The following is a 12,633-nucleotide window of genomic DNA, read 5'->3' as shown; positions in this document are numbered from 1 at the left end:
TCGTCTCCGCCAACGGGCTCGACGCGCGCGCCTTCATCCGCGTCGGCCAGACCCTCACCGTCCCCGGCGCCTCCGGCACCGCCGCCGCGGCTCCGGCCGCGGCGCCCGCGTCCGCCGGCGGATCGCACACCGTCGCCTCCGGCGAGACCGTGTCCGCGATCGCCAAGCGCTACGGCACGACCGTCTCCGCGATCGTCTCCGCCAACGGGCTCGACGCGCGCGCCTTCATCCGCGTCGGCCAGACCCTCACCGTCCCCGGCGCCTCCGGCACCGCCGCCGCGGCTCCGGCCGCGGCGCCCGCGTCCGCCGGCGGGTCGCACACCGTCGCCGCCGGCGAGACCGTGTCCGCGATCGCCAAGCGCTACGGCACGACGGTCTCCGCGATCGTCTCCGCCAACGGGCTCGACGCGCGCGCGTTCGTCCGGGTCGGCCAGACCCTCACGATCCCGGGCGGCTCGGCGACGACGACGACGGCCGCAGCCCCGGGCGGCGCCCAGCTCGTCGGCAACACCTTCCTCGGCCGCACCTACGCGCCGAGCGTCGTCGCCTCGGCCAACGCCAACAAGGCCTCGCTGGTCGCCATGGGCGTGCCGTCCAAGGCCGACATGCAGGCCAAGGTCGCGGCCACGGCCCGCTCGATGGGCGTCGACCCCGCGCTGGCGCAGGCGATCGCGTTCCAGGAGTCCGGCTTCAACCACACGTCGGTCTCGCCGGCGAACGCGATCGGGACCATGCAGGTCATCCCGAGCTCCGGCGAGTGGGCGTCGCAGCTCGTGGGCCGCGACCTGAACCTGCTGGACCCCGACGACAACGTCGTGGCGGGCGTGGCGATCATCCGCCAGCTCGTGCGCACGTCGCCCGACCTGCAGACCGCCATCGCCTCCTACTACCAGGGTGCCTCCTCGGTGAAGCGGAACGGCATGTTCAGCGACACCCGGCGGTACGTCGCGAACGTCCAGACCCACATGGCGCGCTACTGAGGCCCGGCCTCCGGGGCTCGGCCCGCCCGCGCCCGTAGACTGCCGCCCGTGGGAGCCACCGTCACCGATCCGCTCGTCGGCCGCCTGGTCGACGGGCGGTACGAGGTCGTCCAGCGCATCGCGCGCGGCGGCATGGCGACGGTGTACCTGGCGGTCGACCGGCGCCTGGACCGCGACGTCGCGCTCAAGGTCATGCACCCGCACCTGGCCGAGGGCCGGGCGGGCGCGGACTTCGTCGCACGGTTCAGGCGCGAGGCCCGAGCCGCCGCCCGGCTGACCCACCCCGGCCTGGTCGGCGTGTACGACCAGGGCCTCGACGGCGACACCTCGTACCTCACGATGGAGTACGTCGACGGGGTCAACCTGCGCCGGTACCTGTCCGAGCGCGGCTCGCTGACGGTCGACGAGGCGCTCGGCGTCGCCGAGCAGGTGCTGGACGCGCTGGGCGCGGCGCACCGCGCCGGCCTGGTGCACCGGGACGTGAAGCCGGAGAACGTCCTGATGGCGACCGACGGCCGGATCAAGGTCGCCGACTTCGGCCTGGCGCGCGCGGTCACCGAGGTGACCTCGACCACGACCGGGACGGTGTTCGGCACCGTCGCGTACCTGTCCCCGGAGCTGGTGGTCCGCGGCGAGAGCGACGCCCGCACCGACGTGTACGCCACCGGCGTGCTGCTGTACGAGATGCTCACCGGCGCCCAGCCGTTCACGGGCGAGACGCCCATCCAGATCGCGTTCCAGCACGTCAACAACGACGTCCCCGCCCCGTCCGACGCGCCGGACGCGTCCTGGCTGCCGGTGGAGGTCGACGAGCTGGTCGGAGCGCTGGCCGCCCGCGAGCCGGAGGACCGGCCCGCCGACGCCGGGGCCGCGCTGGCGCTCCTGCGCCGCACGCGCGCCGCGCTCGACCCCACGACGCTCGCCCGCCGGGTGGACCGCGAGCCCGCGGTCGCGCTGCCCCAGGCGACCGACCCGGAGCAGGACGCCGGCGCGCCCGGGGAGAGCACGGGCGACCCGGCGGCCGACGAGCCGGCCGAGCCGGGCGACGCCACCACCCGCCTCGAGACGCCCGGCCGCACGGTCGCGCTGCCGATCGGTGCGGTGACCGTCTCCGGCTCCCCCGCCGCGCCGGCCGGCCGGCGGCGCCGGCCGTGGCGCTGGGTCGCGGCCGCCGTGCTGCTGCTCGCCGCGGTCGGCGGCGGCACCTGGTGGTACCTCGCGCTCGGCCCCGGTGCGTACACCACCGTGCCGACGGTCTCGAGCCTGCCGGAGGAGCAGGCGCTGGACGCGCTCGAGGCCGCCGGCCTGCGGGCCGAGACGGAGCGCGCGTTCCACGACACCGTGCCCACGGGCAGCGTCGTCCAGGCGGACCCCGGCGACGGCGAGCGGGTGCGCAAGGACGGCACCGTGACGCTCACCGTCTCGAAGGGCGTCGACCTCGTGCCGCTGCCCGAGCAGCCGCTGGTCGGGATGATGCAGGCCGACGCGGCGGCGGCGCTCACCGCGGCGGGCCTGGTGCCCGACTACGTCGACGGCGAGCACTACGACGACGCCGCGCCGTCCGGCTCGGTGCTCGCGGCGACGGACGCCGACGGCACGCCCGTCGAGCCGAGCCAGACGCTCAAGCGCGGCTCCACCGTGCTCCTGACGCTGTCGGACGGACCCGAGCCCGTGCGGGTCGTGTCGGTCGTCGGGGCCACGCTGGAGGAGGCGACGCAGCAGCTGCAGGACATCGGCCTGGTCGTCGCGCCGGAGGAGGCGTTCAGCGACACGGTGGCGGCCGGGCGGGTCATCGCGCAGAGCCCCGAGGGCGGCGCCGAGGGGCACCGGACCGACACCGTCACGCTCCAGGTGTCGAAGGGGCCGGAGACGGTCGCGATGCCGAACCTCACCGGCAAGCAGTACGCCGAGGCCGCCGCCGCGCTCGAGGCCCTGGGCCTCAAGGCGGAGCGGCGCAACGTGCTGGGCGGCCTGTTCGGCACCGTGCGCGACCAGAGCGTGCCGGCCGACCAGCAGGTCCCCAAGGGCACGACGATCACGCTGACGGTCGTCTAGACCGCGGCCGGACGGCGAGCGAGGAGGCGCGGCGTGCCGAACCCGTCCCTGGACGACCTGGTCCGGCTGCGCCGGGCGCGGGACCGGATGGACCGGGACTACACCCAGCCCCTCGACGTCCCGACGCTCGCGCGCGAGGCGCTCATGTCCCCCGGGCACTTCTCGCGGTCGTTCCGGGCCGCGTACGGCGAGACGCCGTACGGCTACCTGATGACGCGGCGGATCGAGCGCGCCAAGGCGCTGCTCCGCCGGGGCGACCTCAGCGTGACGGACGTGTGCGTCGAGGTCGGCTGCACCTCCCTGGGCTCCTTCAGCGCCCGGTTCTCCGAGCTGGTCGGGATGAGCCCGTCCGCCTACCGCGCGCAGCAGCACGACGCCGGCGCGGCCGTGCCGGCGTGCGTCGCGAAGGTCCGCACCCGACCGGTCAGGAACCGAGAAGCGCCGCGCGACCCGGCCCCTCTAGCGTGACGGCCATGGACATCACGCTGCAGCAGTGCTTCATCGCCGTGCACGACCACGACCTGGCCCTCGCGTTCTACCGGGACGTGCTGGGCCTGGAGGTGCGCAACGACGTCCGGTTCGAGGGGATGCGGTGGCTGAGCGTCGGACCCCCGAAGCAGCCGGACGTCACGATCGTGCTGGAGCCGCCGCTGGCGGACCCCGGCGCGTCGGAGGCCGACAAGCAGGCCATGGCCGAGCTGCTCGCCAAGGGCCTGCTGCGCGGCGTCATCTTCCAGACCGACGACGTCGACGCCACGTTCGAGCACATCCGCGCGGCGGGCGGGGAGGTGCTCCAGGAGCCGATCGACCAGCCGTACGGGGTGCGGGACTGCGCGTTCCGGGACCCGTCGGGCAACATGTTGCGGTTCAACCAGCGCGCGGCCTGACCCGGCCCCGCACGACGACGGCCGCCGACCCCTCGGACAGGGCGGCGGCCGTCGTCGTGCGGACGGTCAGGAGCGCCGGAGCAGCTCCACGACCTGGAACGCCAGCTCCAGCGACTGCTGGTGGTTCAGGCGCGGGTCGACCAGCGTCTCGTACCGCCGCGCCAGCCCGGCGTCGTCGATCTCCTCCGCGCCGCCCAGCACCTCGGTGACGTCGTCGCCGGTGAGCTCGATGTGCAGCCCGCCGGGCACGGTGCCGAGCGCGCGGTGCACCTCGAAGAAACCGGCGACCTCGTCCATGACGTCGGAGAACCGGCGGGTCTTGTAGCCCGAGGCGGACGTGATGCCGTTGCCGTGCATCGGGTCGCACACCCAGGTGACCGGGCGGCCGTCGGCCGTGACCTTCTCCACCAGCGAGGGCAGCAGGTCGCGGATCTTGCCGGCGCCCATGCGGGTGATGAACGTGATCCGGCCGGCCTCGGCGCTCGGGTTGAGCTTGTCGATCAGGCGCAGCGCGTCGTCCGCGGTGGACGTCGGGCCGAGCTTGATGCCGATCGGGTTGTGCACGCGGCTGAAGTAGTCGACGTGCGCCCCGTCGAGCTGCCGCGTGCGCTCCCCGATCCACAGGAAGTGCGCCGAGCAGTCGTACGGCAGGCCCGTCCGCGAGTCGATCCGGGTGAGCGGCCGCTCGTAGTCGAGCAGCAGCCCCTCGTGGCTCGCGTAGAAGTCGACCGTGCGCAGGGCGTCGAAGTCGGCGCCGCACGCCGCCATGAACCGGATGGCCCGGTCGATCTCGGCGGCGATCTCCTCGTAGCGGGCGTACGCCGGGTTGGCGGTGAAGCCCCGGTTCCACTCGTGCACCCGCAGCAGGGACGCGAAGCCCCCGGTGGTGAACGCGCGGATGAGGTTCAGCGTCGACGCGGACGTGTGGTACGCGTCGAGCAGCCGCTCGGGGTCGGGCGTCCGGGCCTCGGCGGTGAACTCGAAGCCGTTGATGATGTCACCCCGGAACGCGGGCAGCGTGACGCCGTCGCGGGTCTCCGAGTCCGACGACCGCGGCTTGGCGTACTGCCCGGCCATCCGGCCCATCTTGATGACGGGCAGGCTGGCGCCGTACGTGAGCACGACCGCCATCTGCAGGACCGTCATGATCTTGCCGCGGATGTTGTCCGCGGTGGCCTCGGCGAAGGTCTCGGCGCAGTCGCCGCCCTGCAGCAGGAACGCCTCGCCGCGCCCGGCGGCCGCGAGCTGGCCGCGCAGCGCGTCGGCCTCCCCCGCGAACACCAGGGGCGGCAGCCCGGCGAGCCGGTCCGTCACGCGCTGGAGCGCGTCCCGGTCCGGCCACGCCGGCTGCTGGGTGACGGGCAGCGCCCGCCAGGCCTCGAGGCCCTCGAGCACCCGCGGGTCCGCCTCGACGCTCATCAGTGCGCCGTCGCGGGCACCAGGGGCTGCCCGATGCCCTCCAGGAGCTCGCCGAACCACGGCTGCGAGACGTCGAACGCCTTGCCGCCGGCGATCCGCGGGAACGCGATCGCCTTGAGGCGGTCGCCGTCCTCCTCGTCGTGGCCGATGACGCCGGCCTCGCCGCGCAGGGCGCACTCGACCGCGAGGTCGGTCATCGACTTGATGAGGCGCAGGTCCTCGGCGTTCGCGGCCGCGGCGCGCGAGTAGTAGCCGGACTTCTGGACCATGACCTTCTCGGCGCCGAGCTTCTCCGCGAACTGCTTGGCGAACCACTGGCCCGGGTTGATCGTGTCGAGCTTGACGTGGCCGAACGGGTCGCGCGGCACCTCGGCGCCGGACGCCTCGAGCTGCTCGACGATCTCGTGCATGCCCGCGCCCTCGGACAGGAAGATGTTGACGTTGCCCTGGGTGTCCATGATCGCCTTGAGGCGCGCGGCCTCGGCGTCGATGTCGAGCGCCAGCTCGGGAAGGAAGACGGCGTGGATGTCCCAGCGCTCGCGCGTCAGGCCGAGGGCCGGGGCCCACTCCTGGCGGTCGAGCCACTTGCGGTACTCGGCGGCCGCGGCGGCGGTCAGCCACCCGCAGTGCCGGCCCATGACCTCGTGCACGATCAGCATGCGCGGGCCGGAGCGGTGCTCGCCGATGACGTTCGCGGCGAAGCCGGCGGCCTCCTCGGCGGCGGTCCAGGCGCCGAGCGACTGCTTGATCGGCACCACGTCGTTGTCGATGGTCTTCGGCAGGCCGACGACGGTCAGGCCGTAGTCGTTCTCCGCGAGGTAGGCGGCGAGGTCCGCGGCCGTGGTGTTGGTGTCGTCGCCGCCGATCGTGTGCAGCACGTCGACGCCGTCGGCCTTGAGCTGCTCGGCCGCGACCTGGAGCGGGTCCTGGCCCTCGGCCACGAGGCCGCGCTTGACGCAGTCGGCCGCGTTGGTGAGCTTGACGCGGGAGTTGCCGATCGGCGAGCCGCCGAACCGGTGCAGGATGCCGGCCTGCGCGCGCGCCTCGTCGGTGATGACGATCTTGTCGCCGCGGAGCAGCCCGTAGTAGCCGTGCTCGTACGCGATGATCTCGACCTCGGGGGCGATCTCGGTGTAGCGCTCGATGAGGCCACCGACGGCCGAGGACAGGCACGGAGCGAAGCCACCCGCGGTCAGGAGCGCGACGCGACGAACCGACATGAGACACACCTCTCGATTGATCAGCACAGCTGGGTCTTCCCAGCCCCGGGAGCCAGGGAACGGCACGCCGGAAGTCAGGACCCGGGACCGAGGTCCTCGGGTGCCGCCGCACCGGGGCGCGGCGGACGCGGCTCATCCTACTGAGCCGCGGCGTCCTCCTCCGGTGGGACCGGAGGCTGGACATCGGGCACCGCCCGCCCGCCCGGCGCGGTCGGCCCGGGAGCCGCGGGGCCGGTGGCGGCGGGGTGCCCGGTCGCGATGCGCGCCTTCTGGGTGGCGGCGTAGATGTCCACGTACTCCTGGCCGGACAGGGCCATGAGCGCGTACATGATCTCGTCCGTCACCGAGCGCAGGATGAACCGGTCGTTCTCCATGCCCTTGTACCGGCTGAAGTCGAGGGGCTCGCCGATGACGATGCCGATCCGCCGCGGGCGCGGCAGTCGCTGGCCGAGCGGCTGCGCCTTGTCGGTGTCGACCATCGCGACGGGGATGACCGGGGCGCCCGACTCCAGGGCCATGCGCGCCACGCCGGTCTTGCCGCGGTAGAGGCGGCCGTCGGGGCTGCGGGTGCCCTCGGGGTAGATGCCGAACAGCTTGCCCTCGGCGAGCCGGTTCAGGCCGGTGCGCAGCGCCGCCTCGGACGCCTTGCCGCCGCTGCGGTCGACGGGGATGGTGCCGACTCCGCGCATGAAGCCCGCGGTGAGCCGGCCCTTGAGGCCGCGACCGGTGAAGTACTCGTTCTTGCCGATGAACACGATCTCGCGGTCCAGCACCAGCGGCAGGAAGAACGAGTCGACGACGGCCAGGTGGTTGCTCGCGAGGATGGCCGCGCCGCTGCTCGGCACGTGCTCGGCGCCGCGCACCCACGGGCGGAACAGCAGGTGCAGCAGCGGGCCCACCAGGACCCGCTTCATGAACCAGTAGAACAACCTGCCACCTCTCGCCCTCGTCGTGCGGGCCGGTGCGCACACGTCGGGTGCCCACCGCTCCTAGCCGACTCTAGAGTGCTGCCATGGCCCTGCGTCCCGACCGCCCCGACCCGTCGCCCGACGGCGACGAGCCCGACGGCCCGCGCGCCGGTCGGCAGCACGGCCCGTCCGGCGACCGCGTCACCGACGAGCAGTGGGCCGCGATCGTCGCGGAGCTGCGCGGCGACACGGACCAGACCGGGCCGGCGGAGCCGCCGGCGGCCGCCGCCGCAGGCCAGGACGACCCGCGGACGTCGTCCGGTCCCGCCGTAACCTACCCCGTCGCGCCGTGGGTGACCGACCGGCGCGTCGTGCGGCCGGCCCGCGAGCCGGGCACGCCCGCCGAGCCCGGGCCGCCGGACGCCGGCCCTCCCCCGCCCTCCGGCCGGGACTGGGACGCCACCGAGCAGATCGACGAGGCCGAGCGGCGCGTCGACGAGGCGGAGCACTTCCGGCCGCCGGACCCCGGTCCGGTGCTGGGCGGCGACCCGCTGCTGACGATGGCGTGGCTCGCGGTCGCCCTCATGCCGGTGGTCTGGCTGGTCGTGCTCATCTTCTGGCGGGACGCGCCGCCCGTCGTCATGCAGGCGTCGGTCGTGACGTTCGTGTTGGGGCTGGTCGTGCTGCTGTGGCGGATGCCGCACCGGCGGGACACCGAGCACGACGACTCGGACGGCGCGGTCGTCTGAGGCCCGCGCCGCCCGGGCGGCTCAGCGGCGCGCGAGGTCGGCCGCGCCGACGATGCCCGCGTCGTTGCCCATCGAGGCGAGCGCGAACGTCGCCTCCGGGCGGTGGCCGCGCGCCGACAGCTGGTCGAGGAACGCGCGGCGCGCCGGGGCCAGCAGCAGGTCGCCCGCGGCGCTCACGCCGCCGCCGATCACGACGATCGAGGGGTCGAGCAGCGCGGCCACCGACGCGGAGCCCTCGCCGATCCACCGACCGAGCTCGGCGAGCAGCTCGACGGCCAGCGGGTCGCCCTCCTGGGCCGCCTGGGTGACGTGCGGGCCCGTGAGCGCGTCGGCGTCGCCGCCGGCGAGCTCGAGCAGCCGGGTGCCGCGCGCCGGCTCGGTGATGAGCGCGGACTGCGCGTCGCGGACCAGGGCGCTGCCGGAGGCGTACTGCTCCCAGCAGCCCTCGTGGCCGCAGCCGCAGTAGTGGCCGCCGGGGACCACGCGCATGTGGCCGACCTCGGCCGCGACGCCCCAGGCGCCGAGCACGAGCTCGCCGTTGACGACGATCGCGCCGCCCAGGCCGGTGCCGATCGTGAGCAGCAGCATGTCCTGCTCGTCGCGCGCGGCGCCGAACCGGAACTCGGCCCAGCCGGCCGCGTTCGCGTCGTTCGCCACGACGATCTTCACCTCGTCGCCGAGCTCCTTCGCGACGATGTCGCGCAGCGGGTGCTCGCGCCACGGCAGGTTCGGGGTGAACAGCACGGTGGCCTGGTCGGTGCCGATGAAGCCGGGGGCGGCGAGGCCGATCGCGCCGATCTCGTACTGCTCGGCGAGCTCCTGGCAGGCCTCGATGACGCCGCGGTCGACGCTCGCGGAGTCGCGGGGGTCGGTGTCGCGCCGGGTCTTGGCGATGATCCGGCCGTCCTCGTCGACCACACCGGCGGCGATCTTCGTCCCGCCGATGTCCACACCGATGGCGTGCATGCTTCCCTGCTTCCGCGTGAGATCTCTGCGTGGCGCACCCGCGAGGACCGCCGGACCGGGACGCTGCACCGGTGCCGCGGCGGCGACACTGCGCGCGTGCGCCCCCACGCTAGCGTGCCGCGCGCCGTTCGCTGCACACGCTCCCAGTGCACGGGAGCCGTGACGGGGCGGGCGGCCGCCGACCACCCGCTCGGGGGACGTGTCGTACGCCCGCGACCGGGACCAAAGTCCCTTATGCTCCAGTCACCTTCCGACGCCTGACAACGGAGCCAGCCATGGAGGAGTTCAGCACGCCCCTGCTCGTCGAGGCAGGACCGCGGGAGAACCTGCTCGACCTGCTCGCCGCCCGCGTGGCCGAGACGGACGACGGCCCGCTCGTGGAGTACAAGACGCCCGGGACGACCGCGTGGCGCACCGTGAGCGCCCGCGCCTTCGACCGCCGGGTGCGCGACGTCGCCCGCGGGTTCGTCGCGCGGGGCGTCCGCCCCGGCGACCGCGTCGGCATCATGTCCCGGACCCGGTACGAGTGGACGCTGCTCGACTGGGCGGTGTGGAGCGCGGGCGCCGTCCCGGTGCCCGTGTACGAGACCTCGTCCGCCGAGCAGGTGCACTGGATCCTCACCGACGCCGCGGTGACGCTGCTGGTGGTCGAGACGGCCGAGCACGCGGCGACGGTGGCCGAGGTCCGGCCGGAGGCGCCGCTGCTGCAGGACGTCCTCGTGATCGACGGCGGCGCGCTCGACGCGCTGGCCGCGGAGGGCGCCGCGGTGCCCGACTCCGAGATCGACCGGCTGCGCCGGCACGCCGGCCGGGACGACGTCGCGACGATCATCTACACCTCCGGCACCACCGGCAGGCCCAAGGGCGTCGAGCTCACCCACGGCAACTTCGCGGTGCTCGCGCGCAACGCCGTCGAGGGGCTGCACGAGGTGGTGTCGACCCCCGGCGCGCGCACCCTGCTGTTCATGCCGCTGGCGCACGTGTTCGCCCGGTTCGTCGAGGTGCTGTGCATCCCGGCGGGCGCCGTGCTCGGCCACACCCCCGACACCAAGCAGCTGCTGCAGGACCTCGGCGAGTTCCGGCCGACGTTCATCCTGTCGGTGCCGCGCGTGTTCGAGAAGGTCTACAACTCCGCGGAGCAGAAGGCCGCCGCCGGCGGGAAGCTGAAGATCTTCCAGTGGGCCGCGCGCACCGCGATCGCCTACTCCCGGTCGCTGGACGCCGGCGGCCCGTCGCTCGGCCTGCGGGTGCAGCGCGCCGTCGCCGACCGGCTGGTGTTCCACAAGCTCCGCGACGCGATGGGCGGGCGCGTCGAGTGGGCGATCTCCGGCGGCGCGCCGCTGGGCGAGCGGCTCGGGCACTTCTTCCGCGGCGTCGGCGTCCGGGTGCTCGAGGGCTACGGCCTCACCGAGACCACCGCGCCGGCCACCGTGAACCTGCCCGGCAAGACCCGGATCGGCACCGTCGGACCGCCGCTGCCCGGCACGTCGGTCCGGATCGCCGCGGACGGCGAGGTCGAGGTCCGCGGGCCGCAGGTGTTCGGGCGGTACCACGGCAACCCGGTCGCGACGGACGAGGCGTTCGACGACGGCTGGTTCCGCACCGGCGACCTCGGCTCGCTCGACGAGGACGGCTACCTGCGGATCACCGGGCGCAAGAAGGAGATCATCGTCACCGCGGGCGGGAAGAACGTCGCCCCCGCCGTGCTCGAGGACCGGCTGCGCGCGCACCCCCTGATCAGCCAGGTGGTCGTGGTCGGCGACGGGCGGCCGTTCATCGGCGCGCTCGTCACGCTCGACGCCGAGGGCCTGCCGGGCTGGTGCGCGGCGCACGGGCTGCCCGAGCTCTCCGTCGCCGCGGCGGCGGTGCACCCGGACGTGCTGGCGTCGATCGACGAGGGCGTCGCGCGGGCGAACAAGGCCGTCTCCCGCGCGGAGTCGATCCGGCGGTACCGGATCCTGGACCGGGACCTCACGATCGCGGCGGGCTACCTGACCCCCAAGCTGAGCGTGCGGCGCACGCACGTCCTGAAGGACTTCGCCACGGACGTCGAGGCGATCTACGCGGGAGAGCACGCGGGATGAGCCCCGGTGCGGTCAGACCCGGCCGAGGCGGGCCAGGAGGGTCGCCGACGGGAGCACGCGGGCGCCCGCGGCCTCCAGGTCGGCGCCCAGGGCGCGGTCGCTGGTGACCGCCACGACGACCCGGCCCGGCGGCTCGGCGCGCACGAGGCGGCGCAGGAGGTCGTCGGCGATCTCCCCCTGGGAGAACAGCACGCGCACCCCGCGCGGCGCCGCGGGGGCCCGGCCGGCGGCGTCGGTCTCCCGGCCGTCGAAGCAGCACGTCACCTCGGCGCCCGTGCGGCCCGCGAGCGTCGCCAGGCGCTCGGTCAGGCGGCGGCGCTGCTCGGTCAGCGGCTGGTCCGGCCACGCCAGCTTCGACACGTTGTAGCCGTCGACGAGCAGGTGGGCGCGCGGCATGGCCAGCAGGTCGTCGAGCAGGGCCGGGTCGTCGGCGAACCGGCCGCGGGAGGTCGGGCGGACCGCTCCCCCGGGTCCCGGGACGGGCGGCGCGACCAGGTCGGCCGGCATCCGGCCCGCCGGGGGCAGGGCGAGCTCCTCGCGCAGCGCCGAGCCCGCCTCGACCAGCGTGTCCAGCAGCAGCCGCACCCGGACCTGCGCGAGCTCGCGCAGCGCCGCGGCGTCCTCCCGGGCGACCCGGGCCAGGTCCTCGGCGCGGCGGCGGTCGTCGTCCGCGGCCGCCCGCACGCGGGCCGTCTCGGCGTGCACCCGCTCGGCGGCCGCCGCGACCTCGGCGGCGTGCTCCGCGGCACGGCGCGCCTCGGACCGGGACCGGTCGGCGTCGGACCGCAGCCGGCGCAGCTCCCGGCGCAGCGTGGTCAGCTCGGCCTCGGCGGCGTCGGCGCGCTCGGTCTCGGCCGTCAGCCGCGCGGCCAGGCGGCGGAGCTCGGCCTCGGCGCGGTGGGCCCGGTGCGCGTGGTCGGCGTCGGGCTGCGCAGCGGCGTCGGCGCCGGCGGGTGGGGTGCCGACGGCGGAGAGCCGGCCCTCCCAGCCGTCGGGGCGCAGCAGCGCCGCGCCGACGGCGAGGTCCAGGCGGTCCTCGGGAGCGCCGGGCGCGGGCGGGTCGGCGAGCAGGTCGGCCGCGAGCTCCGGGTGGGCGTGCGACCACGCGCGCGCCACCCGGGCCCGGAAGGCGTCGTCGCGCTCGACGGCGAGCCACAGCGGGCCCGCGCCGGACGTGACCCGGCGGCGCGGGGCGAACCGGCGCACGGCGGCGAGCGAGGCCGGGACCGCGCCCGGGTCGAGCGCGCCCAGCACCTCCGCCGCGAGGGGCAGCACCGCGGCGCGCACGGCCTCGGGCACGGCGTCGGGGGCGGGCTCGGGCATGCGCGTCACCCTACGGGGCCGCAGGTGGGGCCGGGACCGCGG

11 protein-coding genes are annotated in these 12,633 nt (G+C 75.1%); 6 read left to right on the top strand and 5 right to left on the bottom strand.

Annotated features, from left to right (window positions below; genetic code table 11):
- The 4 genes from MHY85_RS17480 to MHY85_RS17465 all read left to right on the top strand — a co-directional run.
- On the top strand, window positions 1-980 hold a 980-nt coding region (locus tag MHY85_RS17480), incomplete at its 5' end, for a LysM peptidoglycan-binding domain-containing protein (RefSeq protein WP_239198752.1).
- A gap of 48 nt (window positions 981-1,028) precedes the next feature.
- Window positions 1,029-3,035, top strand: coding sequence for a Stk1 family PASTA domain-containing Ser/Thr kinase (gene pknB, locus MHY85_RS17475; RefSeq protein ID WP_239198749.1), 2,007 nt, complete (start codon window positions 1,029-1,031; stop codon window positions 3,033-3,035).
- Between the two features lie 87 nt (window positions 3,036-3,122).
- The gene (locus MHY85_RS17470; protein ID WP_239198755.1) at window positions 3,123-3,503 is read left to right on the top strand and encodes a helix-turn-helix transcriptional regulator; all 381 of its coding nucleotides are present in this window, start codon (window positions 3,123-3,125) and stop codon (window positions 3,501-3,503) included.
- A 5-nt stretch (window positions 3,504-3,508) separates the two neighbouring features.
- Window positions 3,509-3,922 (top strand): VOC family protein, encoded by a 414-nt coding sequence (locus MHY85_RS17465; protein ID WP_239198746.1) that lies wholly within the window; start codon window positions 3,509-3,511, stop codon window positions 3,920-3,922.
- A gap of 66 nt (window positions 3,923-3,988) precedes the next feature.
- Here the strand turns inward: MHY85_RS17465 and MHY85_RS17460 are convergent, their stop codons facing one another.
- From MHY85_RS17460 to MHY85_RS17450, 3 genes are all read right to left on the bottom strand, one after another.
- Complete coding sequence (locus MHY85_RS17460) at window positions 3,989-5,341, bottom strand: class II 3-deoxy-7-phosphoheptulonate synthase (RefSeq protein ID WP_239198743.1); 1,353 nt, start codon at window positions 5,339-5,341, stop codon at window positions 3,989-3,991.
- Window positions 5,341-6,561, bottom strand: a complete 1,221-nt coding sequence (locus tag MHY85_RS17455; RefSeq protein ID WP_239198740.1) for a pyrophosphate--fructose-6-phosphate 1-phosphotransferase — start codon at window positions 6,559-6,561, stop codon at window positions 5,341-5,343. Before MHY85_RS17455 ends, MHY85_RS17460 begins: the two co-directional genes overlap by 1 nt.
- A gap of 137 nt (window positions 6,562-6,698) precedes the next feature.
- Window positions 6,699-7,490, bottom strand: coding sequence for a 1-acyl-sn-glycerol-3-phosphate acyltransferase (locus MHY85_RS17450; protein ID WP_230323096.1), 792 nt, complete (start codon window positions 7,488-7,490; stop codon window positions 6,699-6,701).
- 83 nt (window positions 7,491-7,573) lie between these two features.
- On the opposite strand from MHY85_RS17450, the gene MHY85_RS17445 reads away from it, so the two are divergent.
- Window positions 7,574-8,218 (top strand): hypothetical protein, encoded by a 645-nt coding sequence (locus tag MHY85_RS17445; protein WP_239198737.1) that lies wholly within the window; start codon window positions 7,574-7,576, stop codon window positions 8,216-8,218.
- A 21-nt stretch (window positions 8,219-8,239) separates the two neighbouring features.
- Here the strand turns inward: MHY85_RS17445 and MHY85_RS17440 are convergent, their stop codons facing one another.
- Window positions 8,240-9,184, bottom strand: coding sequence for an ROK family glucokinase (locus MHY85_RS17440; RefSeq protein WP_239198734.1), 945 nt, complete (start codon window positions 9,182-9,184; stop codon window positions 8,240-8,242).
- A gap of 275 nt (window positions 9,185-9,459) precedes the next feature.
- Here MHY85_RS17440 and MHY85_RS17435 point away from each other — a divergent pair, with 275 nt between their 5' ends.
- Window positions 9,460-11,268 (top strand): long-chain fatty acid--CoA ligase, encoded by a 1,809-nt coding sequence (locus MHY85_RS17435; RefSeq protein WP_239198731.1) that lies wholly within the window; start codon window positions 9,460-9,462, stop codon window positions 11,266-11,268.
- Window positions 11,269-11,280: 12 nt separating this feature from the next.
- Here the strand turns inward: MHY85_RS17435 and MHY85_RS17430 are convergent, their stop codons facing one another.
- Window positions 11,281-12,591: an NYN domain-containing protein gene (locus MHY85_RS17430; RefSeq protein ID WP_239198728.1), complete on the bottom strand. Its 1,311-nt coding sequence runs from the start codon at window positions 12,589-12,591 to the stop codon at window positions 11,281-11,283.
- Between the last annotated feature and the right edge of the window lie 42 nt (window positions 12,592-12,633).

This window comes from Cellulomonas sp. ACRRI, from assembly GCF_022346185.1.
Taxonomy (GTDB): domain Bacteria; phylum Actinomycetota; class Actinomycetes; order Actinomycetales; family Cellulomonadaceae; genus Cellulomonas.
The sequence above is the reverse complement of the archived record's forward strand: the minus strand, read 5'-3'. Positions and strand labels throughout refer to the sequence as shown.

Bases quoted from the DNA above. Each gene is read 5' to 3' on its own strand.
- MHY85_RS17470 (WP_239198755.1), top strand. From the start codon at position 3,123: ATGGACCGGGACTACACCCAGCCCCTCGACGTCCCGACGCTCGCGCGC.
- MHY85_RS17465 (WP_239198746.1), top strand. From the start codon at position 3,509: ATGGACATCACGCTGCAGCAGTGCTTCATCGCCGTGCACGACCACGAC.
- MHY85_RS17460 (WP_239198743.1), bottom strand. From the start codon at position 5,341: ATGAGCGTCGAGGCGGACCCGCGGGTGCTCGAGGGCCTCGAGGCCTGG.
- MHY85_RS17455 (WP_239198740.1), bottom strand. From the start codon at position 6,561: ATGTCGGTTCGTCGCGTCGCGCTCCTGACCGCGGGTGGCTTCGCTCCG.
- MHY85_RS17445 (WP_239198737.1), top strand. From the start codon at position 7,574: ATGGCCCTGCGTCCCGACCGCCCCGACCCGTCGCCCGACGGCGACGAG.
- MHY85_RS17440 (WP_239198734.1), bottom strand. From the start codon at position 9,184: ATGCACGCCATCGGTGTGGACATCGGCGGGACGAAGATCGCCGCCGGT.
- MHY85_RS17435 (WP_239198731.1), top strand. From the start codon at position 9,460: ATGGAGGAGTTCAGCACGCCCCTGCTCGTCGAGGCAGGACCGCGGGAG.
- MHY85_RS17430 (WP_239198728.1), bottom strand. From the start codon at position 12,591: ATGCCCGAGCCCGCCCCCGACGCCGTGCCCGAGGCCGTGCGCGCCGCG.